The organism is Nonomuraea marmarensis (assembly GCF_043197025.1).
Taxonomy (GTDB): domain Bacteria; phylum Actinomycetota; class Actinomycetes; order Streptosporangiales; family Streptosporangiaceae; genus Nonomuraea; species Nonomuraea marmarensis.
The window spans coordinates 152,541-178,332 of the sequence record NZ_JBICRM010000008.1; the positions used below are offsets into that span (position 1 = coordinate 152,541).

Here is a 25,792-nt window from a genome sequence, read left to right on the forward strand (position 1 = left end):
CATGGAACTGCGTGTGCTTGCCGCCATGTCGGGCGGCGTCGACTCCGCCGTGGCCGCCGCTCGGATCGCCGAGGCCGGTCACGACGTCACTGGTGTGCATCTGGCCTTGTCGGCCAACCCCCAATCCCACCGCACGGGCGCGAGGGGGTGCTGCACGATCGAGGACTCGCGCGACGCGCGGCGCGCCGCCGACGTGATCGGGATCCCGTTCTACATCTGGGACATGGCCGAGCGTTTCCAACGCGACGTGGTGGAGGACTTCGTGTCCGAGTACGCCGCGGGCCGCACTCCCAACCCGTGCCTGCGGTGCAACGAGAAGATCAAGTTCTCGGCGGTGCTCGACCGGGCGCTGGCCCTGGGCTTCGACGCGGTCGCCACCGGGCACCACGCCAAGCTGGCCGGCGGGATGTTGTCCAGGAGCGTCGACCAGGGTAAGGACCAGTCCTACGTGCTGGGCGTGCTCACCCGCGAGCAGCTCAGCCACGCGATCTTCCCGCTGGGCGACTCGACCAAGGCCGAGGTGCGCGAGGAGGCCGCCAGGCGCGGCCTGACCGTCGCCGACAAGCCCGACAGCCACGACATCTGCTTCATCGCCGACGGCGACACGCGGGGCTTCCTGGCCAAGCGGCTCGGCTCGGCCGAGGGGCCCATCGTCGACCAGAACGGCGCGGTGGTCGGCAGCCATCAGGGGGCGCACGGGTTCACGGTGGGGCAGCGCAAGGGCCTGCACATGGACCGGCCCGCCGCCGACGGCCGGCCGCGTTACGTGTTGTCGATCGAGCCGGTGTCCAACACGGTGACGGTCGGGCCGCGTTCGGCGCTGGAGGTCACCTCGATCACCTGCGGCACCCCGGTCTGGAACGGCCCGGCGGCCGCGGGCGATCTGACCGTGCAGCTACGGGCGCACGGAGAGGTCTACGGGTGCCGGTTCGAGGAGGTCGGGAGCGGGCTCCGCGTCGAGCTCGACCGCCCGGCCACCGGGGTCGCGGCGGGCCAGGCGGCGGTCCTCTACTCCGGCTCCACCGTCATCGGCTCGGCGACCATCGTCTCCGCTAGCTGAGGGTGACCGACTCGCCGACCTTCAGCCGCCGCATGTCGGCGCCCTGCTCCTCCGACTCCCCCTTCAGCCAGTTGTCCACCAGGCCCAGGCCGATGTCGTTGTACAGGCCGTCATGGGTGGAGAACGCCCTTGCGGGGCGGATCGCGCGGAGATATTCGATCATGTCCCCGAGCTTCAGCCACGGGCCGCCGGTCGGGACCAGGAGGGTGGGCACCTCCGCGTCCGGCACGGTCAGGGCGTCGCCCGGGTAGAAGATCTCGTCGTCCAGGAGGAATCCGATGTTCTGGACGACGGGCACGTCCGGGTGGTTCTTGGCATGCCACTCCCCGAACGCCCGCACCCGGAAACCGGCCACCTCGAAGCCGTCGCCGTGGCGTACCACCTGGACCTTCGCCGGGACGTCCGCCAGCTCGGCGGCGACGGCCTCGCAGGTGTAGACCTCCAGGGCGGGCGAGGCCGCCTTCAGCTTGTCGACATCGACGTGGTCCCAATGCTCGTGGGTGATGAGCACGGCGTCGGCGCCGTCCAGCACCGGACCCTTCGTGAACGTCCCCGGGTCGATGACCAGGACCTTGCCGTTCTTCTCCACGCGTACGCAGGCGTGGTCATATTTGGTGAGCTCCACTCGCCAGAGCCTACGCTTGTGCCCATGTCAACGTGGGAAGCCACCGGGGTGGGATCGCATCCGGGTGAGGATCATCTTGAGGCGATCAGAGTCGTGTTCGGCGAGGTGCCCGGGCTGCCGTACCTGCCTGAGCTGCCCGCCAGGGGTGTCGGGGCCGACATGATCGGCCGTACGGCGGGATTGCTCGTCGATCTGCACGTCGAGGTGCAGCCTTCCGGGTGGCGGCTGAGCGATCGGCCAGGGCGCGACCATCAGCGGGCGGTCGATCATCTGCGGCGGGATCTCGACGGGCTGGAGGAGATCGGGCACGACTACTCGGGGCCGCTCAAGCTGCAGGTGTGCGGGCCGTGGACGCTGGCCGGGTCCATCGAGCTCAGGCACGGGGACAAGATGCTCTCCGACGCGGGGGCCGTACGCGATCTGACGGCCTCGCTGGCTCAGGGGGTCGCCGATCACTGCGCCGAGGTGCGGCGGCGGCTGCCCGGGGTGACGGAGATCGTGTTGCAGCTCGACGAGCCCGGGCTGCCGGGGGTGCTGGCGGGGACCGTGCCGACGGCTTCGGGGTTCGGGCGGCTGGCGGCCGTGGAGGGGTGGCGGGCGGAGGAGTCGTTGCGGCTGTTCGACGACCCGATCGTGCATTGCTGCGCGCCGTCGGTGCCCTTCGACCTGCTGCGCAGGGCCGGGGTGCGGGGGGTGTCGGTGGACGCCTCGCTGCTGCGGCGCCGGGACGAGGATGCCCTGGGGGAGGTCGTCGAGGCGGGTCTGAGGTTCTTCCTGGGGGTCGTGCCCGGCAGGGACACGCGGTTGCCGGACGCCGGGGTGGTGGCCAAGCCCGCGGTGGAGTTGTGGCGGCGGCTCGGGTTCGCGCCTGATCGGCTGGCTGAGCAGGTCGTGCTCACTCCGGCGTGCGGGCTGGCCGGGGCGTCGCCCCGCTATGCGCGGGCGGCGCTGGCGGCCTGCCGGAAGGCGGCTCAGGTGCTCAGGGACGATCCGTCGCAAGGCGGCTGAGGGCGTGTGGTTGTCGGTGCTCGGCGGTAGCGTTTGCTCAGGTTGTCGGAAGGAAGGAGAGCGAGCGTGAGTGAGCCAGGCACCGAGGTCGGGGGCGTGCCCGTGACCGCGCTCAAGCGGCATGCCGAGCTGAGCGAGCAGGTCGAGGACGCTCGCTGGCGCTACTACGTGCTCGACCAGCCGACGGTCAGCGACGCCCAGTTCGACGAGTGGTTCAAGGAGCTGCTCACGCTGGAGCAGGCGCATCCGACGCTCCAGACGCCCGATTCGCCCACACAGAAGGTGGGCGCGCCGGTCTCGGGCGACTTCGCCAAGGTCCAGCACCTCAACAGGATGGAGAGCCTCGACAACGCCTTCAGCGCCGACGACATGGCCGCCTGGCAGGCGCGGGCCGAGCGGCTGGCCGAGGGCGACCCCGGACCCTACCTGTGCGAGCTCAAGATCGACGGGCTGGCGATCGCGCTGGTCTACCGCGACGGCAAGCTGGAGCGCGGCGCGACCCGGGGTGACGGGCGCACGGGCGACGACGTGACCCCCAACGTCCGCACGATCAAAGGGGTCCCGCACAGGCTCAAGGGCGACGGCGTCCCGAGCCTGGTCGAGGTGCGCGGCGAGGTCTACATCCCGGTCGAGGACTTCAAGAAGCTCAACGAGCAGCTCGTCGAGCAGGGCAAGCAGCCGTTCGCCAACCCGCGCAACTCGGCGGCGGGCACGTTGCGGCAGAAGGACGCGCGCATCACGGCCCAGCGGCCGCTGCGCATGCTGGTGCACGGCATCGGCATCTGGGAGGGCTCGGCCGAGCCGCGGGCGCAGTCCGACACCTACGACCGGTTGCGGGAGTTCGGGCTGCCGGTCAGCGATCTCTACAAGGTGCTGCCGGGGCTCGCCGAGATCAACGAGTTCATCGAGTACTACCGGGAGCACCGGCACGATCCCGCGTACGAGATCGACGGGGTCGTCGTGAAGGTCGACGACTTCCGCACGCAGCGGGAGCTGGGCTCCACGTCGCGGGCGCCGCGGTGGGCGATCGCGTACAAATATCCGCCGGAGGAGGTCAACACCAAGCTGCTCGACATCCAGGTGGGCATCGGGCGCACCGGGCGGGTCACGCCCTATGCGGTGATGGAGCCGGTCGTGGTGTCGGGCTCGACCGTCGAGCGGGCCACCCTGCACAACGCCGCCATCGTGGTCAAGAAGGGCGTGCTCATCGGCGACACCGTGGTGCTGCGCAAGGCGGGCGACGTCATTCCGGAGATCGTCGGGCCGGTGACGGCGTTGCGCGACGGGTCCGAGCGGGAGTTCGTCATGCCCACGCACTGCCCGGAGTGCGGGACCGAGCTGGCGTACGAGCGAGAGGGCGACGCCGACCTGCGCTGCCCCAACGCGCGTGGTTGCCCGGCGCAGATCCGCGAGCGCATCTACTTCGCCGCCGGGCGGCGCGCGCTCGACATCGACGGCCTCGGCTACGTCGCGGCCGCCGCGCTCACCCAGCCACTGCCGCCGCAGCAGCCGGTGGTGCGCTCCGAGGCCGACCTGTTCGACCTGACGCTGGAGCAGCTCATCCCCATCAAGTCGGTGGTCCGCGACCAGGACACCGGGCTGCCGAAAATCGACCCCAAGACCGGTGAGCAGAAGGTCGTCACGTTCTTCTCCAACATCGACGGCGAGCCCAGCCAGAACGCGCTCAAGCTCATCGAGGAGCTGGAGCGGGCCAAGCAGACGCCGCTCGCGAACGTGCTCGTCGCCCTGTCCATCCGGCACGTCGGACCGCCCACGGCGCGCGACCTGGCCAACGCGATGAGGTCGATCGACGCCATCATGAACGCCTCGGAGGAGGAGCTGGCGGAGATCGAGGGCATCGGGCCGCGGGTGGCGGCCACGATCCGGGAGTGGTTCGAGGTGGACTGGCATCGGGAGATCATCGACCGGTGGAAGGCCGCCGGGGTGCGGATGGAGGACGAGCCCGCGCCTGAGAAGGGGCCGCAGACCCTCGAAGGGCTGACGTTCGTGGTGACGGGGACGCTGGAGGGTTACACGCGGGATACGGCGGCCGAGGCGCTGACCAGCCGGGGTGGGAAGGTTTCCGGGTCGGTGTCGAAGAAGACCTCGTTCCTGGTGGCGGGGGAGAATGCCGGGTCGAAATACGACAAGGCGGTGGGTCTTGGGGTGCCGATCCTGGATGGGGCCGGGTTCGCGATCCTGCTGGACGATGGTCCGGAGGCGGCCGCTGCGGCCGCGGTCACGTCCGAGCCGTAGTCGGGTGGATACCCAGGCCCGTGTGTGAGCGTGAACGGTTTGCTACATAGGGTGGTTTTTGGGTATATGTCGGAAAGGAGAAGTGACGGAACGTACGCGCTTGGTTTCGCGAAGTGGGGTGAAGGTCGTACCCTCCCATAGTGACCTAATGGGGGTTCTGTTACCGATGACTGACCCAACCGACACCCGCGACACCGGACCACGCGTCGGCACGCCGCTGTGGGCGTTCCTCGCGGGCATTACCGTGATCGGCTGCACCGCTCTCGTGGTGGCCATGCTCCGGCTGGACATCGCCGAGCTGGTGGAGCTCGCCCGGACGCCGTTGTTCTGGGTGCTGGCGGCGCTGGTGGCCCTGGGTGAGCTCAGGCCCGTGATGGTGTCGTCCGCCACCGCCGTGGGCGGCACCTATCCGTCCACCATGTTCACCTTCGCCGTGTTGCTGCACTTCGGGTTGCCGGTGGCGGTGTTGATGCAGGCCGTCGCCGTGGCCATGAACGGCGTGGTGACGCGTAAGTCGTGGCATCGGGTCATGTTCAACGTCTCCCAGTCGACGCTCGCGCTCACCGCGGCCGCCGTGGTGCTGGGGGCGTTCGGGATCGCGCCGAGCCCGGCCCTGCCGTGGGTGCCGGGCGGGGGTGACCTGCTGGCGATCGCGCTGGCCGGGGTCGCGTACTTCGCCACCAGGGCCACGCTCGTGTGCGGCGCGGTCGCGCTGCACGAGCGGCGCTCGATCACGCGCGTGCTGAAGGCCACGGTGGGTCCGCAGAGCCTCGTGTACGCCGGGCTGCTCGGCCTGGCACCCTTGGTCGTCGTCGTCATGAACCATTCGCCCGGACTCGTACCCCTGTTCGTCGCCCCCCTGGCCGCCGTCTACTTCACCGCCACCCTCTCCATGCGCCGCGACCACCAGGCCATGCACGACGAGCTGACTGGCCTGCCCAACCGCAAGATGCTCATCGTCAGCACCGAGGAGGCGCTCGCCGAGGCCCGCCAGGACGACCGGGTCGGCCTGTTCCTGCTCGACCTCGACCGGTTCAAGGAGGTCAACGACACGATGGGGCACCCGGTGGGCGACCGGCTGCTGCAGATGGTCGCGCACCGGCTCACCCATTCCGTACGCCCCGGGGACGTCGTGGCGAGGCTGGGCGGCGACGAGTTCGCCGTGCTGCTGCCCTCGATCCGGGACACGCACGCGGCTCGGGAGGTGGCGGCCAGATTGCGGGCGGCGCTCACCGAACCGGTACGCCTGGAGGGCATGACCTTCGATGTGGACGGATCCGTCGGGATCGCCCTTTATCCGGACCACGCCCCCGACTTCGAGCTGCTGCTCCAGCGGGCCGACGTGGCCATGTACCTCGCCAAGGAGGGGCGTACCGGCGTAGAGCTCTACCAGCCGGACAAAGACCGTAACTCCCCTGAACGCCTCAACCTCCTCGGCGACCTGCGCCGCGCCATCGACAACCGCGAGCTGCGGCTGCACTACCAGCCCAAGGTCACCCTCGGCACCGGTGCCGTCCAGGGCGTCGAGGCCCTGCTGCGCTGGCGCCACCCGGTGCACGGGCCGATCGCGCCGTCGGAGTTCGTCCCGCTGGCCGAGCAGTCCTACTTGATGCGGCAGCTCACCGCGTACGTCATCGAGGCGGCGCTCGAGCAGGCCGCCCGCTGGTGGCACACCGGGCTGCGGGTGCAGATCTCAGTCAACATCTCCGCCCGCGACCTGCTCGACTCGGCCCTGCCGGAGCAGCTCGAAGTGGGCCTGGCCAGGTACGGGCTGCCGCCGGGGGCCATCCAGCTGGAGGTCACCGAGCGCATCCTGACCGGCGACCAGGCCTACACCCAGGAGACGATCAAGGCCCTGGCGACGCTCGGGGTGCCCCTGGCCCTGGACGACTTCGGCACCGGCTACTCCTCGCTGATCAGGCTCCAGCGGCTGGCGGTGTCCGAAGTGAAGATCGACGCCTCGTTCGTATGCCGGATCGCCGAGTCCGAGGACGACGACCGGATCGTCCGCTCCATCGTGGACCTGGTGCGTTCGCTCGGGCTGAGGTCGGTCGCGGAGGGCGTGGAGTCGGACGAGGTCGCGATGCGACTGGCGGAGGTGGGGTGTGACGTGGGGCAGGGGTGGCTGTTCGGCCGCCCCATGCCGGCCGCCGACGCCACGGTCTGGCTCCGAGACCACTTCGAGACTACGGCTGAGGTCGAGTACGGCTACCAGCCCGAGATCAGCCGCTCAGCCTGATCACATCTTCGCCAGGAACTTCGAGTGGCGGAAGCTTTACGGGTGAGGGCGCTTTCTGAGGACACGCCAGAGCAGGTACGCCGGTACGAGTAACAGGGCGAGCGTGAAGGCGGCGAACAGCAGGGTGCCCAGCAGGAGCAGTCCAGGCGCGTCGCCGTGAACGTGCCGAGCGTGCCCTCGCCGCGGGCGGCGCGGTACTCCAGCTGGGCGGAGTCCACGGTGGAGACGGCCAGGAGCACGCCCGCGAGAAGCACCAGTGGCATGGTCAGCACGATGAGGACGACCAGGCATCCGGTCCGCAGCCGTCGCGCTCCACAGCAGACCCCTGTCCGGCCCCTGGTGGTGCAACGAGCGGGTGGGCGGTTAACCGTTCGGGCCTGCTAGGTCAAGCCCCCTAGGATGGCAGTGTCCAAAGACTCCATCCACGAAACGGGTTCAACGACTCATGTCCGCCATAACCCGCGACGAGGTCGCACACCTGGCCCGGTTGTCCAGGCTGGCGCTCACCGACGACGAGCTCGACCACTACGCCACCCAGCTCGATGCCATCATCGAGGCGGTCGCGAAGGTGTCCGAGGTCGCCGCAGGGGACGTGCCGCCTTCGTCGCACGCGCTTCCGCTGACCAATGTCTTCCGTGCCGACGAGGTGCGACAGTCCCTGACGCCTGAGCAGGCCCTCTCCGGCGCTCCCGCCGTCGAGGACGACCGCTTCCGGGTGCCGCGCATCCTCGGGGAGGAGGCATGAGCTTGATCCGTAAGACCGCCGCCGAGCTGGGTACGATGATCGCCGGTGGCGAGGTGTCGGCCGTCGAGGTGGCCGAGGCGCATCTCGACCGCATGGCCGAGGTGGAGCCCAAGGTCAAGGCGTTCCTCCACGTGGATCGCGAGACGACGCTCGACCAGGCGCGGGCCGTCGACGCCAGGCTCAGGGCGGGCGAGCAGCTCGGGCCGCTGGCCGGGGTGCCGATCGCGCACAAGGACATCTTCAGCACGCGGGACATGCCGACCACGGCCGCGTCCAAGATCCTCGAGGGATGGCGGCCGCCCTACGACGCGACCGTCACCGCGCGGCTGCGCGAGGCCGGGCTGGTCATCCTGGGCAAGACGAACCTCGACGAGTTCGCCATGGGCTCCTCCACGGAAAACTCCGCCTTCCACCCGACGCACAACCCGTGGGACCTGACGAAGGTGCCCGGGGGGTCGTCGGGTGGTTCGAGTGCGGCGGTGGCCGCGTACGAGGCGCCGCTGTCCACGGGCACCGACACGGGCGGGTCGATCCGGCAGCCGGCCTCGGTGACCGGGATCGTGGGGATGAAGCCGACATATGGCGGCTCGTCCCGTTATGGGCTGATCGCGTTCGCGAGCTCGCTCGACACGCCGGGGCCGTTCGCGCGCAACGTGCTGGACGCGGCGCTGCTGCACGAGGCGTTCTCCGGGTACGACCCGATGGACTCCACCTCGGTCGACGCACCCGTCCCTTCGGTGGTCGAGGCCGCCAAGAATGCCGATATTTCCGGCATGCGGATCGGCGTCGTCAAGGAGTTCGGCGGCGAGGGCTACCAGCCGGGGGTGCTGGCCCGCTATCACGAGGCCGTCCAGCTCCTGGAGTCGCTCGGGGCCAAGGTCGTCGAGGTCTCGTGTCCCGCGTTCACGACCGCGCTGCCCGCGTACTATCTGATCGCGCCGTCGGAGTGCTCGTCCAACCTGGCGCGCTTCGACGCCATGCGCTACGGCCTGCGCGTCGGCGACGACGGCACTCGCAGCGCCGAGGAGGTCATGGCGCTGACCAGGGCCGCCGGGTTCGGTCCCGAGGTCAAGCGGCGCATCATGCTCGGCACGTACGCGCTGTCGAGCGGCTACTACGACGCCTACTACGGCCAGGCACAGAAGGTGCGCACCGTCATCTCCCGCGAGTTCGAGGCGGCTTACCAGCAGGTCGACGTGCTGGTGTCGCCGACCACGCCGACGACGGCGTTCTCGATCGGCGAGCGCACCGACGACCCGATCTCGATGTACCTCGCCGACCTGTGCACCATCCCGTCCAACCTGGCGGGCAACGCGGCCATGTCGGTGCCGTGCGGGCTGGCCGACGAGGACAACCTGCCCGTGGGCCTGCAGATCATGGCCCCGGTCCTGGCCGACGACCGCTGCTACCGCGTCGGCGCCGCCGTCGAAAAGGCCCTGGAGAGCCGCTGGGGCGGCCCGCTGCTGAAGGAGGCCCCGTCGCTATGACCATGGTCTATGACGAAGCGCTTGACCGGTTCGAGCCGCTGCTCGGGCTGGAGACGCATGTCGAGCTGGGCACGCGTTCGAAGATGTTCTGCGGCTGTAAGACGACCTTCGGCGCTCCGCCCAACACGCAGGTCTGCCCGACCTGCCTGGCGTTCCCCGGGGCGTTGCCGGTGGCCAACGCCGCGGCCATCGAGTCGACGATCCGCATCGGGCTGGCGCTGAACTGCTCGATCGCCGAGTGGTGCCGCTTCGCCCGGAAGAACTATTTCTATCCGGACATGCCGAAGAACTACCAGATCTCGCAGTACGACGAGCCGCTCTGCGTCGACGGCTACGTCGACGTCGAGGTCGAGGGCCGGATCGTGCGGGTCGAGATCGAGCGGGTGCACCTGGAGGAGGACACCGGCAAGTCCACGCACGTGGGCGGCGCGACCGGGCGCATCCACGGGGCCGACTACTCGATCGTCGACTACAACCGGGCCGGCATTCCGCTGGTCGAGATCGTGACCAAGCCCATCCCCGGCACCGACAGGCTCGCGCCCGAGGTGGCCAAGGCGTACGTGACCGAGCTGCGGGAGATCATGCGGTCTCTCGGCGTTTCCGACGTGCGCATGGAGGAGGGGTCGCTGCGGTGTGACGTCAACGTGTCGCTGATGCCGCGCGGCTCGGCCGAGTGGGGCACCCGTACGGAGACCAAGAACGTCAACTCGTTGCGCAGCGTCGAGCGGTCCGTGCGGAGCGAGATCGAGCGGCAGGCGGGGGTTCTCGCCGAGGGCGGGAAGATCGTTCAGGAGACCAGGCACTTCCACGAGGACACCGGCACCACCACGTCCGGCAGGTCCAAGGAGGAGGCGCAGGACTACCGCTACTTCCCCGAGCCCGACCTGGTGCCGATCGCGCCCGATCCGGCGTGGGTGGCCGAGCTGAAGGCGGGCCTGCCCGAGTTGCCGTCGGTGCGGCGCAAGCGGCTGCAGGCCGAGTGGGGGTTGTCCGACCTCGACATGCAGGCCATGCACAACGCCGACGCGTTCGACCTGGTCGAGGCCACGGTCGCGGCGGGTGCTCCGGCGGCAGACGCGCGCAAGTGGTGGATGGGCGAGCTGGCGCGGCGGGCCAACGAGACCGCGACCCCGCTGGCCGACCTGCCCATCACGCCCGCGCAGATCGCCAGGGTGACCGAGCTGGTGGCCTCGGGCGCGCTCAACGACAAGCTCGCCCGCGAGGTGCTCGAAGGCGTGCTGGCCGGCGAGGGCACGCCCGACGAGGTGGTCGAGCGGCGCGGGCTGCGGATCGTCAACGACGAGGGTGAGTTGTCGGCGATCATCGACCAGGTGCTGGCCGACAACGCCGACGCGGTTGAGAAGGTGCGGTCTGGGAAGATCGCGGCGGCCGGCGCTCTGGTGGGTGGCGTCATGCGGGCCAGCAAGGGCAAGGCCGATGCGGCCAGGGCCCGTCAGCTGATCCTGGAGAAGCTCGGCGTCTCGCCCGAGTAGTCCATCAGCGTTTCATGGCCCCGCCGATTGGGAGATATCGGCGGGGCCAGGTCCGGCGGTGGCTAAGGCGCGACCCGGGTTCTACGGGCCTTCCTGAACAGGGGTGTGAGCAGGGCCAGGAACGCCAGGGCCAGCAGCACCACGGCCACCGGGCTGCGCACCAGGACGGTCACGTCGCCCGCGCCGATGGCCAGTGCTCTGCGGAGCTGGATCTCCGCCATCGGGCCCAGGATCATGCCGATCACCGCAGGGGCGACCGGCAGGCCGAAGCGCCGCATGGCGTAGCCGAGCAGGCCGAGCACGTACAGCACGAACAGGTCCACCACGGTGCCGTTCAGGGCGTAGACCCCGAGGGCGGCGAAGAGGACGATCCCGGAATAGAGGTACGGCCGGGGGATCCGGAGCACGCGCGCCCACAAAGGGGCCATCGGGAGGTTCAGCACGAGCAGCATCGTGTTGCCGATGAAGAGTGAGGCGATCATGCTCCACACCAGCGCCGGGTTGTGGTCGAACAGCTGAGGCCCCGGCTGCAGGCCGTACTGCTGGAAGGCGGCGAGCAGGATCGCGGCCGTCGCGGACGTGGGCAGGCCCAGCGTGAGCAGCGGGACCAGGGTGCCGGCCGCCGAGGCGTTGTTGGCCGCCTCCGGGCCCGCGACGCCCTCGATGGCGCCCTTGCCGTATTCCTCCCGGGCCACGCCCCGCGCCAGCCGCTTCTCGGCCGCGTACGACAGGAACGTGGGGATCTCGGCCCCGCCGCCGGGCAAAGCGCCGAACGGGAAGCCCAGCGCGGTGCCGCGTAGCCAGGGGAGCCACGAGCGGCGCCAGTCCGCGCGGCCCATCCACGCCCGCCCCACGGGCACCACCTCGGGTGTGGCGTGGCGCAGCCGGGAGGCCACGTAGAGGGCCTCGCCGAGCGCGAACAGGCCGACCGCGACGATCACCACGTCGATGCCGTCGAGCAGCTGCGGGATGCCCAGGGTGAGCCGCGCCTGCCCGGTCTGCTGGTCGATGCCGACGAGCCCGATCATCAGGCCGAGCCCCAGGGAGGCCAGGCCGCGCACGATCGAGCGGGACAGAACGGACGACACCGCCGTGAAGGCCAGGATCGCCAGGGCGAAGTAGTCCTCGGGCCCGAACGAGATCGCGAAGCTCACCACGGCGGGCGCGGCCACGACCAGCAGGGCGGTCGCGATGGTCCCGGCCACGAACGAGCCGATGGCAGCCGTGGCCAGTGCCTGGGCCGCCCGGCCCCGCCTGGCCATCTTGTTGCCCTCCAGCGCGGTGATCATCGAGGACGACTCGCCGGGCGTGTTGAGCAGGATGGAGGTGGTCGAGCCGCCGTACATGCCGCCGTAGTAGATGCCCGCGAACATGATGAACGCGCTGGCCGGCGGCACCGTGAACGTGATCGGCAGCAGCAGCGCCACGGTCATCGCGGGCCCGATGCCGGGCAGCACTCCGACCAGGGTGCCGAGGGTGACGCCGATGAGCGCGTACAGGAGGTTGACCGGGGTGAGTGCGGCGGCGAAGCCGTCGAGCAGCAGTTGGAACGACGACACTCAGATCACCCCGGAAAGCGGTCCGCCCGGCAGGGACACGCCGAGGCCCTTGACGAACAGCAGGTACGTGGCGATCCCCATGACCGCCGCGACCACGGCCGCGCGCAACTTGTGCTCGGCCCCAAGCGCCACCGACAGGCCGAAGAACAGCAGGCTGGCGGCGATGATCCAGCCGAGCACGTTCAGCAGCGCCGCGAACGCCAGGAAGATCCCGCTGACCAGCCCGACGCTGCGCCAGTCCGTGGGCGCCTCCACGTCCACGTCCTCGCTCTCCTCGGGGTCGCCGCGCCCGCCGCGTACGACGTCGATCACGTAGAACAGGCCGACGAGCACCATGGCCCCGCCCACCAGCATGGGGAAGAACCGCGGCCCGATGCCGAGCTGGGAGGCCGCGGCGGAGACGTCCAGCGTCCCGATCACCACGAACACGCCCAGCACCAGCACCACGACCGCCAGCCCGAGCTCGGGCCGCCACCATCGAGTCATCAGGAGACGAGCCCCATCTCGGCGATGATGCCCTTGACCCGCGTCTGCTCGGCCCCCAGGAAGTCGGCGAACTGCTGCCCGGTCTGGAACGAGTCGATCCAGCCGTTCTTGGCCACCGCGTCCTTCCAGGGCTGCGAGTCGTGCATCTTGGTGACCAGGTCGGTCAGCGCCTTCTTGTCGGCGTCGGAGAGCCCGCCGGGGGCGACGAAGCCGCGCCAGTTGGCCAGCTCCACGTCCAGCCCGCCCTCCTTCAGAGTGGGCGAGTCCAGCCCGGGCACCCGCTCACCGGAGGTCACACCGAGAGCGCGCAGCTTGCCCGACTTCACGTGCTCCGCGAACTCGGCCACGCCCGAGATGCCCGCGCTGACCTTGTTGCCGAGCAGCTCGTTCAGCGCCTCGCCGCCGCCGGAGTGCGCGATGTAGTTGACCTGCTTGGGGTCCACGCCCGCGGCCTTGGCCATCAGCCCGGCCACGATGTGGTCGGTGCCGCCCGCGGACCCGCCCGAGATCGACACCTTCTTCGGGTCGGCCTTCCAGGCCGCCACCATGTCGGCCAGTGTCTTGTACGGGGACGCGGCTGGTACGACGACGATCTCGTACTCCTCGGTCAGCTTGGCGATGGGCGTGGTCTCGGTCAGCGTGACCTTCGACTTGTTCTGCTCGATGGCGCCCACCATGACCAGGCCCATGGTCATCAGCAGGTTGCCGTTGCCCTTCTCGCCCGCGAGCTGCGCCAGGCCGATCGTGCCGCCGGCGCCTGGAACGTTGTACACCTCGACCTTGCGCTTGGGGTCGGCGCTCTTGAACGCCTGCTCCGCCGTACGGGAGGTCTGGTCCCAGCCGCCACCCGGCGCGGCCGGAGCCATGATCCGCAGCGAGGCGCTGGCGGAGGTGCCCGACCCGCCGCCGCAGGCGGTCAGCGCACCGAGGGAGAGTGCCGCGAGTGCGGCGAATACGCTCAAGCGCATGATCACTCCAAGGGGGGATTTCACGGTTATAAAACTGGGATGGTGAAGCCACTTCCCCTCCGCGTCGAGGCTTTGCACGCTTGCCGTCATAGTGGTCGTATTGGTCGCGACCTGGCCGTGACCTGGGTTTGTTTCCATGTGGACCGTGAGACGGGTGAGGGACGCCTCCCTCGGCACCCAGCTGTTCGTGCTCCAGATGGTGATCGTGCTGCTCGCCGTCGGGGGCACCGGAGGCGTGTGGGCCGAGCACACGCGCGACCAGCTCGACTCGCTGCACCAGCAGCGGGCGCTGGCGATCGCGCAGTCGGTGGCCGCGCTCCCGCAGGTCAGAGACGCCTTCAAGCTGGCGAGACCGGAGACGGTGCTGCAGCCGCTGGCCATGAGCGTGCAGCACGAGACCGGCGCGGACTACGTCGTGATCGCCAACGCCGACCAGAAGCGCTACGCCCACCCCAACACCTCGCTGATCGGCAAGCAGTTGTCCACCGACGGCACCACGGTGCTGCGGACGGGCAGGAGCTGGGTCGGCACGGAGACCGGCACGATCGGCACCACGGTCCGGGGCAAGACCCCCATCCGCGACGAATACGGCAACGTCATCGGCCTCGTCTCGGTCGGCGTGCTGGAGACCACGGTCATCGGGCAGCTCGGTGCCGCGCTCCCGCCGCTGATCTGGACGGCCCTGGCGGTGCTGCTGGCCGGGCTCGCGCTGGCCGCGCTGATCACCGCGCGGGTGCGCAGGCAGACGTTCGGCCTGGAGCCGCGCGAGATCGCCGCGCTGCTGGAGCAGCGCGAAGGTGTGCTGCACGGCGTCAAGGAGGGCGTGCTCGCGCTCGACCTCGCCGGCCGCGTCACGCTGATCAACGACGCCGCCCGCGAGCTGCTCGGCGACGTGGGTGAGGACCTCACCCAGATGCCGGTCTCGGATCGCATGCGCGACGTGCTCGGCGGCGCCGACCCGGGCGAGGACCGCGTCGTCCTGCACAGCGAACGCGTCCTGGTGCTCAATCGCACCCCGGTGTCGGTACGCGGCCAGCACCGCGGCTGGGTCGTCACCCTGCGAGACCGCACCGAGCTGGTACGCCTGGCCCGCGAGCTCGACGACACCAGCAGCGCGACCGAGGCGCTCAGGGCCCAGGCGCACGAGTTCGCCAACCGCATGCACACCGTCGTCGGCCTGCTGGAGCTGGGCGAGCACGAGGCCGCCGTCGGTTTCATCACCCGGACCACCCGCGGCACGTACGCCACTGACCTGCGCGAACGCGTCCAGGACCCCACGCTGGCCGCCCTCCTGCTGGCCAAGTCCGCCGAGGCGGCCGAGCGCGGCGCCAAGCTCGTGTTGTCCGACGACTCCGCCGTGCCCGAGGGCCTGATCGGCGACCCGCAGGACGCGGTCCTGGTGGTCGGCAACCTGGTCGCGAACGCCATCGACGCCCTCGACGGCGCGGAGGGCACGATCGAGGTGTCGGTGCAAGCCAATGATCAAGGGCTGCGCGTGCGCGTCGGCGACTCGGGCCCCGGCATCGCCCCGGACCTGGTGGAGGAGGTCTTCAGGGAGGGATTCACCACCAAGGCCGCCCAGTCGGGGCCGCGCGGCCTCGGCCTGGCCCTGACCAGGCAGGCCTGCCTGCGCAGAGGCGGCTGGGTAGAGGTCCGCAACTCGGGCGGCGCGGTCTTCACCGCCCTCCTCCCCGCCAAGGTGCGGTCATGAGCGACTTGCGCGTCCTAGTCGTGGACGACGATTTCATGGTGGCGCGCATTCACAGCGGCTACGTGACCCGCGTACCCGGCTTCCGGGTCGTCTCCGTCGCGCACAACGGTGCCGACGCGCTCGCCGCGGTGGCCGAGCTGCGGCCCGACCTCGTGCTGCTCGACATCTACCTGCCCGACATGTCGGGACTGGAGGTGCTCAAGGCGCTCAACGACGTGGACGTCCTCATGATCAGCGCGGCCCGCGACGTGCCCACCGTCAGGGAGGCCATGCGCGGCGGCGCGGTCAACTACCTCATCAAGCCGTTCACCGCCGCCGCGCTGACCGAACGCCTCCACCAGTACGCCGACACCCGCAAGCGCCTGACCGCCATCGGCCCCGAGGCCCGCCAGGACGACGTGGACCGGCTCTTCGGCACGCCCAAATCCGCCGCGCCCATGCCGAAAGGGTTGTCGGCGGCCACCTGCGCGCTGGTCGCCGATACCCTGCGGGAGGCGGGCCGCGACCTGTCGGCGGCCGAAGCGGCCGAGCTCACGGGCCTGTCGCGGGTGAGCGCCCGCCGCTATCTGGAATATCTGTGCGCCGCAGGGCAGGCCGAACTCCGGCCGCGTTACGGCACGGCCGGTCGACCCGAACATCGCTACCGGTGGCTAGGTTGACACATTTCCGTAGCCATTTACCGTGACATATGCGGATGCGCGTGCCTTACTGTTGCCTGAGACTTGGCTGCGGACCGGGAGGAGATTGAGGCGTGCGAAACGCCGGACCGATCGAATCACCGACCGACCCGTTCGCCTCGGTGCCACTACCCACGTCGGGCGTCTCCAAGAAGCCGCGGATCGAAGGCCTGCCCCCGGGCGTCTCCCGGGACATCTTCGGCCCGCAGAACAGGCAGGAGCCCCGGCCGGCCCAAGGCCCGAGCGCCCCGGGCGGTCCCTCGAACGGCGCGCTGCCCCCGGTGGCGCCGCCGGCGCAGCCGTGGCCGATGAGCGCCAAGGAACCGTCGTCCCCGCCCGCCCCGGTGTTCGGCGCGACGGGGCCTGCGGAACGGCCGCCCGCCTACGAACCCGAGCCGCCCAGGCGGCGCCGGCTCCTCACGGGCCTGTTCGTGTTCGTCGCGGTGCTGGCGGCGCTGGCGTACGTCGTGCCCGCGGTGCTCATGTCAGGATCGGTGTTGCGCGGCACCCACGTGGCCGGCGTCGACATCGGCGGCCTGACCGTGACCCAGGCGGCCGACAAGCTGCGCACCGAGCTGGGCGCCAGGTTGAGCAAGCCGGTCGTGGCCGACATCGGCGGCGCGAAGGCCACCATCCAGGCCGACGAGGCCGGTCTGGAGCTCGACGTGGTCGGCACGATCGGGCAGGCGCCCAGCGGGTTCCCCAGCCCGGAGGAGGTCTGGCAGGGCCTGACCGGCAAGACCGAGCTCGAACCGAAAGTGAGCATCGACTCCTCCCAGCTCACCAGGACCGTCGACGGCCTGGCGGAGGGCGCCGACAAGCAGGCGCATGAGGGCCGGGTGTCCTTCACCGGGTTGGAGCCCAAGACCCGGCTGCCCGAGGACGGCGTGCTGCTCGACAGGGACGACGCCGTGCGCAGGATCGGCGACGCCTTCCTGAAGGGGGGCGGCACGGTGGCGCTCACGCTCAGGCCGGCCAAGCCCGTCACCACCGCCGGGGCCGTCGAGGAAGCGGTCGCCAAGGCGAAGCAGGCCGTCGCCGCGCCCATCACACTGACCATCGGCGACAAGCAGGCGCAGGTCTCCCCGGCCATGATCGCCGCGAACCTCACCTACAACTCCGACGGCAGCGGCGGGCTCGCTCCCGAGTTCAACGCCAAGGCCGTGCTGGCCGTCGTGGAGAGCAGCCTGGTGGACGCCGCACAGCAGCCGCGCGACGCCACGTACGACATCGTGGACGGTAAGCCCGTCCTGGTGCCCGCGCGCACGGGGCGGGGCGTGAACGACAAGCTGCTGGCCAGGGACGCCGAGAAGGTGTTCGACGCGGGCGGGGCCCGCACGGTCCCGGTCCGGCTGGGCGCCGTCGCCCCGACCGTCACCACCTCGGAGGTACGCGGCCTCGGCATCAAGGAGATCGTGGGCACGTTCACCACGGCGTTCGACTGCTGCCAGCCGCGCGTCAAGAACATCCAGCGCATGGCCCAGGAGCTCGACGGACGCCTGGTGAAGCCGGGGGAGACGTTCTCGATCAACGAGGTCGTGGGCGAGCGCACGGTCGAGGACGGCTACGTCGAGGCCGGGCAGATCGTCGGCGGCCGGATGGTGAACATTGTTGGCGGCGGCACCTCCCAGTTCGCCACGACCATGTACAACGCGGCGTTCTTCGGCGGGTTCGACGACGTCGAGCACCAGCCGATGGACTACTACGCCCCCCGCTACCCGGCCGGACGCGACGTCGCGCTGCTCTATCCGAAACAGGACCTGAAGTGGCGCAACGACTCCGAGAACGGCGTGCTGATCAAGACCGCTTTTACCGACACCTCGGTCTCGGTCACGTTGTGGAGCACCAAGCGGTACGACGAGATCGAGGCGGTCGAGTCGGAGCGGCGTAACCTCACCCAGTTCCGGCGCGAGACGAGTGACGCGCCCGACTGCCTGCCCACGGCCGGCCAGCAGGGCTTCACCATCGACGTCACCCGGGTGTTCAACCAGGACGGCAAAGCGGTCAAGAAGGACAAGAAGCTGACCACGGAGTATCGGCCGCAGGCCCAGGTGATCTGCACCGCTACGACACGTTGACCGAGAGGATCCGGTCGTCGCCGGGGCGCGGCGAGCCCCTGCCGTCCTTGTTGCTGGTGCCCACCCACACGGTCCCGTCGGGGGCCGTGGTGACCGCGCGGAGCCGGCCGTACCGGTCGGTGAAGTGCGCGACGGGCTTGCCCGCCGAGCCGTCCGCGCTGAGCGGGATCTGCCACAGGCGCTCCCCGCGCAGCGCGGCCACCCACAGGGAGCCGTCCGCGTACGCCATGCCGGACGGGGACGACTCGGCGGTGGTCCAGGTGAGGAGCGGGTTCACGAATCGCGGGTCGTCGCCGCGGCCCTCGACCTCCGGCCAGCCGTAGTTGGCGCCCGGCCTGATCAGGTTGATCTCGTCGTAGGTGTCCTGGCCGAATTCGGTGGCGTACAGGCGGCCCGAGCGGTCCCAGGCCAGGCCCTGGACGTTGCGGTGGCCGTAGCTGTAGACGAGGGTGCCGAACGGGTTGCCGGGGGCGGGCGCGCCGTCCACGGTCATGCGCAGGATCTTGCCGCCGAGGGAGTCGCGCTGCTGGGCGAGGCCGCCTTCGCCGGTCTCGCCGGTGGTCGCGTACAGGTAGCCGTCGGGGCCGAAGGCCAGCCGGCCGCCGTTGTGGATGCCGCCCTTCGGGATGCCCTGGACGAGGATGCGCTGGTCGCTGAGGCGGTCGCCGGTGAGCCGGTAGCGGACGATCCGGTTGTCCTGTTCCGCCGTGTAGTAAAGGAATATTTGGTCGCCCTTGACCGCCACGCCCATCAGGCCGCCCTCCCCCTCCGGCCGTACCCCCTCGATCGTCCCCAGCCCCGTCACCTTGCCAGCCTGGCTCACCCGCAGCAGCCTGGCCGAGTCCCGCTCGGTGACCAGCGCGTCTCCGCCGGGCAGGAACGCGATCGCCCACGGCACGGACAGCCCGGTCACCACGTCCTTCGGCTCGCCGGGGGCGGCGCCTGCCGAGACGGCGGCCGTGGGGAGCACCTCTCCCGCACTGGAACAGGCGGTGAGCGCGGCCATCAGCATGATCGTGCAGATCTTCCTCATGTGTTCCATACTTCCCCCCGAGTCGTAAGGTTCTCCGCATGAAGACCTGGGTTCCGTCCGATTCGGTGGCTGATGTTCTGTCCGACCTACCTGGGGTTGAATGCGCTGTCTATGACGGCACGTCCCCGATGCCGGCGGGGATCGAGGAGGTGGAGGTCTGGATCCCGCCGCTGATCACGGTGCTCGACCTGCCGGGGACGCTGGCTCGGATGCGCTCGTTGCGGCTGGTGCAGGCCACGAGCGCGGGGGTGGAGGCGTACCTGCCGCACATTCCCCGGGGCGTGAGGTTGTGCAACGCGCGGGGCGTGCACGACGCGGGGACCGCCGAATGGGCGGTCGGGGCGATGGTGGCGGTGCTGAGGGAGTTCCCCGGGTTCGTGGACGCGCAGCGCCGGGGCGAGTGGACCTACCACCACACCGAGGTGCTGGCCGACTCGACCGTGCTCATCGTCGGGTACGGCTCCATCGGCGCGGCGCTGGAAAGGCGGCTCGGTGGGTTCGAGGTGGAGGTCGTACGCGTGGCCAGGAGCGCCCGCGAAGGCGTGCACGGCCTGGACGAACTGCCCAAACTGCTGCCGGCGGCGGACGTCGTGGTGCTGCTGGTGCCCTCCACGTCCGACACCGCGGAGATGGTCGACGCGGCCTTCCTGGCGCGGATGAAGGACGGCGCGCTCCTGGTGAACGCCGCCAGAGGCGGAATCGTCGACACCGACGCCCTGCTCGCGGAGCTCAAAACCGGTAGGCTACGCGCCGCGCTGGATGTGACCGCGCCCGAGCCGCTGCCCGAGGGCCACCCCCTCTGGAGCGCGCCGGGCGTACTGATCACCCCGCACGTCGCGGGCAGCACCCCCGCGTCGGGGCGGCGCATGTTGCGCCTCCTGCGCGTTCAGCTCGAGCGTTACCTCGCAGGCGAGCACCTGGTCAACGTCATAACCGACGCGTATTGAGAGGATCCCGGACCGTGGCTGGTCCGTGACCTTCCCTGCGTACGGTTACCTTTGCAGGGAGTTCCTGACTCACTGTCAAGGAACTCTTGGCGGCAAGAGGTCTGTGTGGTTATCAGATCGGTGACGACATCGGCGTTGTCACCACCCGCGCCCCCATGACCGCACACACTGGCGAAGTGATCCGCCGGACTTCGGCGGGTCATGGGTGCAGAGTTCGAGACGGGATGGGCAACGACTGTGATCCGCTGGCGTGATCCTCGAGTGCCGCTGACCGCCGCGGCGGCGGTAGGCGTGGTGGCGTTCGCCGCCGCGCTCCTCGCGGGCGGTCAGGCCCTGCTCACCGGCGCGCTCGCCGGAGGGCTGGCGGCGCTGGTCGCCGCCTCCTCCCTGCTGATCGCCTCGGTGAAGTCGGCCGCGCACCGCCCGACGGCGCTGGGCGCGCGCTGGATGGGCGGCGGTGCCGTCATCTGGGCCGCCGGGGTGGCGCTGCGCCCGTTCGCCGAGAGCTTCGTGGTCAGCTTCGCCGACCTGTTCGTGCTGCTCGGCACCGTGGTCACGGCCGGTGGCGCGGTGATCGCCGCCGACCGCAGGTTCCCGGCCAGGGTCGCATTACGGCATATCACGGACTCCTACCTGTGTGCCGCCTCGCTCTTCATGATCGGCTGGGTGGTGGCGCTGCGCCACGTCTACGCCGACACGGCCGACCCGCCCGCGTTCACCCTCGTCATGCTGCCGCCGATGGTCGCGCTGCTGGTGACGTGCGCCGTGATCCCGTCCGTGCTCACCAGCAGGTCTCCCTCCTGGCTGCTCGGCCTGGCCGGCGTCGGCGTGCTCGCCACCATGACCGTGGCGGGCCTGGCGACCGGGGTGGCGCGGCTCGACGGCGGCGACCCGCAGCCGTGGAGCGTCCTGCTCGCGCCCGTCGCGCTCCTGCTGCTCGCGGCCGTCCCGTGGGGGCCGCGCGGCGGGCAGGCGGGCGGTCGCGCCGTCGGCAACGTGATCGCGATCGTGCCGATGGCGCTGGTGGCCGTGGCGACCTGCACGCTGCTCGCCCACCTGGCCGGCGGGCGCCAGGAGCCGCCGGTCGCCGGCGTGGTGGTGGTCGCGGTCTCCGTGGTGCTGCTCCTGCTGGTGCGCCTGTTCGTGGTGTCGGCGACCAACATGCGCCTGCGCGGCCAGGTCAGGCTCGGCGAGCGGCAGCTCAGGGAGCTGGCCGAGAGCAGCGGCGACGTGGTGCTGCTGTGCGACTACGAAGGCGTGGTGCGCGAGATCGGCGCCGGGGTCGAGGTCACCTACGGTTACCGCCCCGAGGAGCTGGTCGGCGGGTCGATCTTCGACTACATCCACCCGGAGGACGTGCCCGGCATCCAGAACGCGCTGCGCGCCATGGGCCTCGACGAGGAGACCGCCTCGCCCGGCGCCTGCCTGATCGCCTGCCGGGTGCGCGGCGCCGACGGCACCTGGCGCCCCACCGAGTCCGTCGCCACCCGCCACGTCGGCGGCGACGAGCTGATGCTGGTGACCGCCAGAGACGTCAGCGACGAGGAGGCGCTGCGCAACCAGGTGGCCCACCTGACCTTCCACGACGGCGTCACCGGGCTGCCCAACCGCGCCTACTTCGAGGAGCGCACCCGCGAGGTGCTGCCGGGGCGCACGTCCGGCAACGTCGCGGTCATCTTCCTCGACCTCGACGGGTTCACCTCGGTCAACGACTCCGTCGGGCACGCCAGCGGCGACTACCTGCTCGGGCAGGCGGCGCGGCGGTTGCGCGGCGCCGTACGTACCGACGACACGCTCGCCCGGTGGGGCGGCGACGAGTTCGCGGTGCTCGTGGAGACGGGCGGCGACGCGCAGGTCGCGGTCGACCTGGCCGAGCGGCTCGTCCGCGCGGTCTCGCAGGAGCCGTTCCGCGTCGCCGACCGCGACGTGGCGCTGACCGCGAGCGTGGGCGTGGCGTTCACCGAGGACGACCTGCCCGCGGCCGACCTGATCCGCAACGCCGACGTGGCCATGGCGCGCTCCAAGGAACTGGGCGGGCGGCGGGTGGAGGTGTTCGCCGCACAGATGCACGCCGACGTGGTGCGCAGGCTGGAGCTGGCCGCCGACCTGCAGCGGGCGCTGATCGAGCAGCAGTTCGCGATCGAATACCAGCCGGTGGTCGACCTGGCCACGTCGCGGGTGACGGCGGTCGAGGCGCTGGTGCGGTGGTGGCGCGGCTCGGTGTTCGTGCCGCCCGAGCAGTTCCTCGGCCCGGCGGAGGACACCGGGCTGATCGTGCCGCTGAGCGAGTGGATCCTGCGCGAGGCGTGCCGCGAGGTGGCCGCCTGGCGGGCCTCGTCCTGGGACATCGGGTTGTCGCTCAACCTGTCGGCCAGGCAGATCATGGCGCCGCGCTTCGTGGAGACGGTCCGGGAGGCGCTGGAGGAGAGCGGGCTGCCCGCCTCCTCGCTCACGCTCGAAGTGATCGAGGAGATGCTGGTCGAGGACGCCGAGGAGACGATCAAGCGGCTGTCCGAGCTGCGCGCCCTCGGGGTACGCCTGGCGATCGACGACTTCGGCACCGGTTACGCGTCGCTGGCGTTCCTCAGGCAGCTCCCGGTCGACATGATCAAGATCGATCCTTCCTTCGTGTCGGGGCTCGGCCGGGACGACACGCTGACGCTGCTCACCCGTACGATCGTGCGGCTCGGCCACGACCTCGGGCTCATCGTGGTGGCCGAGGGCATCGAACGCCCCGAGCAGCTGGAGCTGCTCAAGCGCATGGGGTGCACGAGGGGGCAGGGTTTCCTGGTGGCCCGTCCGATGGCGGCGCGCGGGGTCGACTCGTTGATGCGGACGAGTCTCACTGTTTGAGACTTGTGTCCACGAAGTTGACACTGGAGCCTTCGGAGCGGCTATGGTGTAAGCCATGCTTCGCAGTGAGATTCTCGTAGTACTTCGCCGGCGCGCAGGCCGATAGCGAAGCACGACGACCTGCGCGCCGCCCCAGACCCGCCGCCTGGCGGGACGGGGCATTTTTTATGTCCTTAAGCGAGTAGCCACGCAAGGAACGAGCCGATGACCGAACGGATGACAGGTGCACAGGCCCTGGTCAGGGCGCTGGAGCACGTGGGAGTCGACACCGTGTTCGGGATCCCGGGCGGCGCCATTCTGCCGGCCTACGATCCTCTCTACGACTCGACCAAGGTCCGGCACGTGCTCGTACGGCACGAGCAGGGTGCGGGGCACGCGGCCGAGGGCTATGCGCAGGCCACGGGCCGGGTCGGGGTGTGCATGGCGACCAGCGGCCCCGGGGCCACGAACCTGGTGACGCCGATTGCCGACGCGTACATGGACTCGGTGCCGATCGTGGCCATCACCGGTCAGGTGCCGAGCGGGGCCATCGGCACCGACGCCTTCCAGGAGGCCGACATCTCCGGCATCACCATGCCGATCACGAAGCACAACTTCCTGATCACCGATCCGCTGGAGATCCCCCGTACGATCGTGGAGGCCTTCCACATCGCCTCCACGGGCCGTCCCGGCCCGGTGCTCGTGGACATCTCCAAGGACGCGCTGCAGGCGGAGACCACGTTCAGCTGGCCGCCCACCATGCAGCTCCCGGGCTACCGCCCGGTCACCAGGCCGCACTCCAAGCAGATCCGCGAGGCAGCCAAGCTGATCGCCGAGGCCAGGCGGCCGATCCTGTACGTCGGCGGCGGCGTGCACAAGGCGGGCGCCTCGGCCGAGTTGCTGCAACTGGCCGAGCTGACGAACATCCCGGTCGTCACGACCCTGATGGCGCGGGGGACGTTCCCCGACAGTCATCCCCAGCACATGGGCATGCCCGGCATGCACGGGAGCGTCTCCGCCGTGGGGGCGCTGCAGCAGTCCGATCTGATCATCGGGCTGGGGGTGCGATTCGACGACCGGGTGACCGGTGACCTGTCGTCGTTCGCGCCTCATGCGAAGATCGTGCACGCGGACATCGATCCCGCCGAGATCTCCAAGAACCGGCATGCCGACGTGCCGATCGTGGGGGACTGCAAGGAGGTCATCAGCGACCTCATCGGCGTGATCCAGGCGTCGGAGGCCCGGGGCGACTATTCCGACTGGTGGACGGTGCTGAACGGGTACAAGCAGACGTACCCGCTGGGATACGAGACGTTCGAGGACGGCACGCTGGCGCCGCAGTACGTCATGGAGCGGCTGAGCGCCATCGCCGGACCCGACACGTACTACGTGGCCGGGGTCGGGCAGCACCAGATGTGGGCCTCGCAGTTCATCGACTACGAGAACCCCGGCACGTTCATCAACTCCGGCGGCCTGGGCACCATGGGCTTCGCCGTCCCGGCCGCGATGGGCGCCAAGATGGGCCGCCCCGGCTCCACGGTGTGGGCCATCGACGGCGACGGCTGCTTCCAGATGACCAACCAGGAGCTGGCCACCTGCGCGCTGGAGGGCGTGCCGATCAAGATCGCCATCATCAACAACGGCAATCTCGGCATGGTCCGCCAGTGGCAGACGCTCTTCTACGACGAGCGGTACTCCAACACCGACCTGCAGAAGACGCGCCGCATCCCGGACTTCGTCAAGCTGGCCGAGGCCTATGGTTGTGTGGGCCTGCGATGCGAGCGTCCCGAGGACGTGGACGCCGTGATCATGAAGGCCATGGAGATCAACGACGTGCCCGTCGTGGTCGACTTCGTCGTCCACCAGGACGCCATGGTCTGGCCCATGGTCGCGGCAGGCACCAGCAACGACGACATCAAGATCGCCCGTGACATGGCGCCGAAGTGGGAGAACGAGGATGAGTAGGAGCGAACCCGACGCAGTGAGTGCAGCGGTCGCGACGAAGGAGCGCCCGCGGAGCGAACGAGGAGCGGTGAGCGACCAATGAGCAGGCATACTCTTTCTGTGCTTGTCGAGAACAAGCCCGGAGTCCTTGCGCGCGTGTCCGCGCTGTTCAGCCGGCGGGGGTTCAACATAGACTCGCTGGCCGTCGGACCCACCGAGCACGACGACATCTCGCGCATCACTATCGTGGTCAGCGTGGAGGAGCTTCCCCTTGAGCAGGTCACCAAGCAGCTCAACAAGCTCGTGAACGTGCTCAAGATCGTCGAACTCGACCCGACGCAGTCCGTGCAGCGCGAGCTGATGCTGATCAAGGTCAGGGCCGACGCCGACAGCCGCTCCCACGTGCTGGAGCTCGTCAACCTCTTCCGCGCCCGTTGCGTCGACGTCGCGTCCGACGCCGTGACCATCGAGGTCACCGGCACCCCCGACAAGCTCGACGCGTTCGTCAAGGTCCTCGAGCCGTTCGGGATCAAAGAACTCGTCCAATCGGGCATGGTGGCCATCGGCCGCGGCGCCCGCTCCATCACCGACCGGTCCCTCAGGGCTTTGGACCGTACCGCCTGAAAGGTATTGAGCAAGTGACC

Annotated in this window: 18 protein-coding genes and 1 pseudogene; 14 read left to right on the forward strand and 5 right to left on the reverse strand. The window is 70.0% G+C overall.

Annotated features, from left to right (window positions below):
• The first annotated feature begins 1 nt into the window (after position 1).
• The gene (gene mnmA, locus ACFLIM_RS15530) at positions 2-1,060 is read left to right on the forward strand and encodes a tRNA 2-thiouridine(34) synthase MnmA (RefSeq protein WP_393165798.1); all 1,059 of its coding nucleotides are present in this window, start codon (positions 2-4) and stop codon (positions 1,058-1,060) included.
• On the opposite strand, the gene ACFLIM_RS15535 is transcribed toward mnmA, so the two are convergent.
• Positions 1,053-1,685, reverse strand: coding sequence for an MBL fold metallo-hydrolase (locus ACFLIM_RS15535; protein WP_393165800.1), 633 nt, complete (start codon positions 1,683-1,685; stop codon positions 1,053-1,055). The two genes, mnmA and ACFLIM_RS15535, sit on opposite strands and share 8 nt — an antisense overlap.
• Before the next feature lie 24 nt (positions 1,686-1,709).
• On the opposite strand from ACFLIM_RS15535, the gene ACFLIM_RS15540 reads away from it, so the two are divergent.
• The 6 genes from ACFLIM_RS15540 (at position 1,710) to gatB (ending at position 10,913) form a co-directional block, all read left to right on the forward strand.
• Entirely contained in the window at positions 1,710-2,693 is a 984-nt protein-coding gene (locus ACFLIM_RS15540) for a methionine synthase (protein ID WP_393165802.1), read from the forward strand.
• Positions 2,694-2,759: 66 nt separating this feature from the next.
• On the forward strand, positions 2,760-4,949 hold the full coding sequence (ligA, locus tag ACFLIM_RS15545) for an NAD-dependent DNA ligase LigA (RefSeq protein ID WP_393165804.1): 2,190 nt from the start codon (positions 2,760-2,762) through the stop codon (positions 4,947-4,949).
• Between the two features lie 166 nt (positions 4,950-5,115).
• The gene (locus ACFLIM_RS15550) at positions 5,116-7,188 is read left to right on the forward strand and encodes a putative bifunctional diguanylate cyclase/phosphodiesterase (RefSeq protein ID WP_393165806.1); all 2,073 of its coding nucleotides are present in this window, start codon (positions 5,116-5,118) and stop codon (positions 7,186-7,188) included.
• A 445-nt stretch (positions 7,189-7,633) separates the two neighbouring features.
• Positions 7,634-7,933, forward strand: coding sequence for an Asp-tRNA(Asn)/Glu-tRNA(Gln) amidotransferase subunit GatC (gatC, locus tag ACFLIM_RS15555; protein WP_393165807.1), 300 nt, complete (start codon positions 7,634-7,636; stop codon positions 7,931-7,933).
• Positions 7,930-9,420, forward strand: coding sequence for an Asp-tRNA(Asn)/Glu-tRNA(Gln) amidotransferase subunit GatA (gatA, locus tag ACFLIM_RS15560; protein WP_393165809.1), 1,491 nt, complete (start codon positions 7,930-7,932; stop codon positions 9,418-9,420). Before gatC ends, gatA begins: the two co-directional genes overlap by 4 nt.
• A gap of 2 nt (positions 9,421-9,422) precedes the next feature.
• Positions 9,423-10,913, forward strand: a complete 1,491-nt coding sequence (gene gatB / locus ACFLIM_RS15565; protein ID WP_393166198.1) for an Asp-tRNA(Asn)/Glu-tRNA(Gln) amidotransferase subunit GatB — start codon at positions 9,423-9,425, stop codon at positions 10,911-10,913.
• 62 nt (positions 10,914-10,975) lie between these two features.
• On the opposite strand, the gene ACFLIM_RS15570 is transcribed toward gatB, so the two are convergent.
• Genes ACFLIM_RS15570 through ACFLIM_RS15580 form a run of 3 tightly spaced genes read right to left on the reverse strand, consistent with a single transcriptional unit; the run spans position 10,976 to position 13,926 of the window.
• Positions 10,976-12,472 carry a tripartite tricarboxylate transporter permease gene (locus tag ACFLIM_RS15570; protein ID WP_393165811.1) on the reverse strand — a complete coding sequence of 499 codons (1,497 nt, stop codon included), beginning with the start codon at positions 12,470-12,472 and terminating at the stop codon, positions 10,976-10,978.
• A complete protein-coding gene (locus ACFLIM_RS15575) occupies positions 12,473-12,958 on the reverse strand; it encodes a tripartite tricarboxylate transporter TctB family protein (RefSeq protein ID WP_393165812.1) in 486 nt (161 codons plus the stop codon).
• A complete protein-coding gene (locus ACFLIM_RS15580) occupies positions 12,958-13,926 on the reverse strand; it encodes a tripartite tricarboxylate transporter substrate binding protein (RefSeq protein WP_393165813.1) in 969 nt (322 codons plus the stop codon). The genes ACFLIM_RS15575 and ACFLIM_RS15580 overlap by 1 nt, the downstream gene beginning before the upstream one ends.
• Positions 13,927-14,062: 136 nt before the next feature.
• Here ACFLIM_RS15580 and ACFLIM_RS15585 point away from each other — a divergent pair, with 136 nt between their 5' ends.
• The 3 genes from ACFLIM_RS15585 to ACFLIM_RS15595 all read left to right on the forward strand — a co-directional run bounded on the left by ACFLIM_RS15585 (position 14,063) and on the right by ACFLIM_RS15595 (position 18,392).
• On the forward strand, positions 14,063-15,637 hold the full coding sequence (locus ACFLIM_RS15585; protein ID WP_393165815.1) for an ATP-binding protein: 1,575 nt from the start codon (positions 14,063-14,065) through the stop codon (positions 15,635-15,637).
• On the forward strand, positions 15,634-16,296 hold the full coding sequence (locus ACFLIM_RS15590; RefSeq protein ID WP_393165817.1) for a response regulator: 663 nt from the start codon (positions 15,634-15,636) through the stop codon (positions 16,294-16,296). The genes ACFLIM_RS15585 and ACFLIM_RS15590 overlap by 4 nt, the downstream gene beginning before the upstream one ends.
• A gap of 92 nt (positions 16,297-16,388) precedes the next feature.
• Entirely contained in the window at positions 16,389-18,392 is a 2,004-nt protein-coding gene (locus tag ACFLIM_RS15595) for a VanW family protein (protein ID WP_393165819.1), read from the forward strand.
• Here ACFLIM_RS15595 and ACFLIM_RS15600 read toward each other — a convergent pair.
• Positions 18,379-19,425: a PQQ-dependent sugar dehydrogenase gene (locus ACFLIM_RS15600; RefSeq protein ID WP_393165820.1), complete on the reverse strand. Its 1,047-nt coding sequence runs from the start codon at positions 19,423-19,425 to the stop codon at positions 18,379-18,381. The genes ACFLIM_RS15595 and ACFLIM_RS15600 overlap by 14 nt on opposite strands.
• 38 nt (positions 19,426-19,463) lie before the next feature.
• Between ACFLIM_RS15600 and ACFLIM_RS15605 the strand changes: the two genes are divergently transcribed.
• The 4 genes and pseudogenes from ACFLIM_RS15605 (at position 19,464) to ilvN (ending at position 25,772) form a co-directional block, all read left to right on the forward strand.
• A complete protein-coding gene (locus ACFLIM_RS15605; RefSeq protein WP_393165822.1) occupies positions 19,464-20,372 on the forward strand; it encodes a 2-hydroxyacid dehydrogenase in 909 nt (302 codons plus the stop codon).
• 261 nt (positions 20,373-20,633) lie between these two features.
• Positions 20,634-23,225, forward strand: a complete 2,592-nt coding sequence (locus tag ACFLIM_RS15610; RefSeq protein WP_449291473.1) for a putative bifunctional diguanylate cyclase/phosphodiesterase — start codon at positions 20,634-20,636, stop codon at positions 23,223-23,225.
• A 198-nt stretch (positions 23,226-23,423) separates the two neighbouring features.
• Positions 23,424-25,169 (forward strand): annotated as a pseudogene (locus tag ACFLIM_RS15615) (acetolactate synthase large subunit); the annotation flags it as partial.
• A 78-nt stretch (positions 25,170-25,247) separates the two neighbouring features.
• Positions 25,248-25,772 (forward strand): acetolactate synthase small subunit, encoded by a 525-nt coding sequence (gene ilvN / locus ACFLIM_RS15620; RefSeq protein WP_393165824.1) that lies wholly within the window; start codon positions 25,248-25,250, stop codon positions 25,770-25,772.
• The last annotated feature ends 20 nt before the right edge of the window (positions 25,773-25,792 follow it).

What these genes read in the sequence shown, in the direction of transcription:
- ACFLIM_RS15550 (WP_393165806.1), top strand. Translation starts at nt 5,116, where the DNA reads ATGACTGACCCAACCGACACCCGCGACACCGGACCACGCGTCGGCACG.
- ACFLIM_RS15605 (WP_393165822.1), top strand. Translation starts at nt 19,464, where the DNA reads ATGAAGACCTGGGTTCCGTCCGATTCGGTGGCTGATGTTCTGTCCGAC.
- ACFLIM_RS15590 (WP_393165817.1), top strand. Translation starts at nt 15,634, where the DNA reads ATGAGCGACTTGCGCGTCCTAGTCGTGGACGACGATTTCATGGTGGCG.
- mnmA (WP_393165798.1), top strand. Translation starts at nt 2, where the DNA reads ATGGAACTGCGTGTGCTTGCCGCCATGTCGGGCGGCGTCGACTCCGCC.
- gatB (WP_393166198.1), top strand. Translation starts at nt 9,423, where the DNA reads ATGGTCTATGACGAAGCGCTTGACCGGTTCGAGCCGCTGCTCGGGCTG.
- ACFLIM_RS15575 (WP_393165812.1), bottom strand. Translation starts at nt 12,958, where the DNA reads ATGACTCGATGGTGGCGGCCCGAGCTCGGGCTGGCGGTCGTGGTGCTG.
- gatC (WP_393165807.1), top strand. Translation starts at nt 7,634, where the DNA reads ATGTCCGCCATAACCCGCGACGAGGTCGCACACCTGGCCCGGTTGTCC.
- ACFLIM_RS15580 (WP_393165813.1), bottom strand. Translation starts at nt 13,926, where the DNA reads ATGCGCTTGAGCGTATTCGCCGCACTCGCGGCACTCTCCCTCGGTGCG.
- ACFLIM_RS15585 (WP_393165815.1), top strand. Translation starts at nt 14,063, where the DNA reads ATGTGGACCGTGAGACGGGTGAGGGACGCCTCCCTCGGCACCCAGCTG.
- ilvN (WP_393165824.1), top strand. Translation starts at nt 25,248, where the DNA reads ATGAGCAGGCATACTCTTTCTGTGCTTGTCGAGAACAAGCCCGGAGTC.
- ACFLIM_RS15540 (WP_393165802.1), top strand. Translation starts at nt 1,710, where the DNA reads ATGTCAACGTGGGAAGCCACCGGGGTGGGATCGCATCCGGGTGAGGAT.
- ACFLIM_RS15600 (WP_393165820.1), bottom strand. Translation starts at nt 19,425, where the DNA reads ATGAGGAAGATCTGCACGATCATGCTGATGGCCGCGCTCACCGCCTGT.
- gatA (WP_393165809.1), top strand. Translation starts at nt 7,930, where the DNA reads ATGAGCTTGATCCGTAAGACCGCCGCCGAGCTGGGTACGATGATCGCC.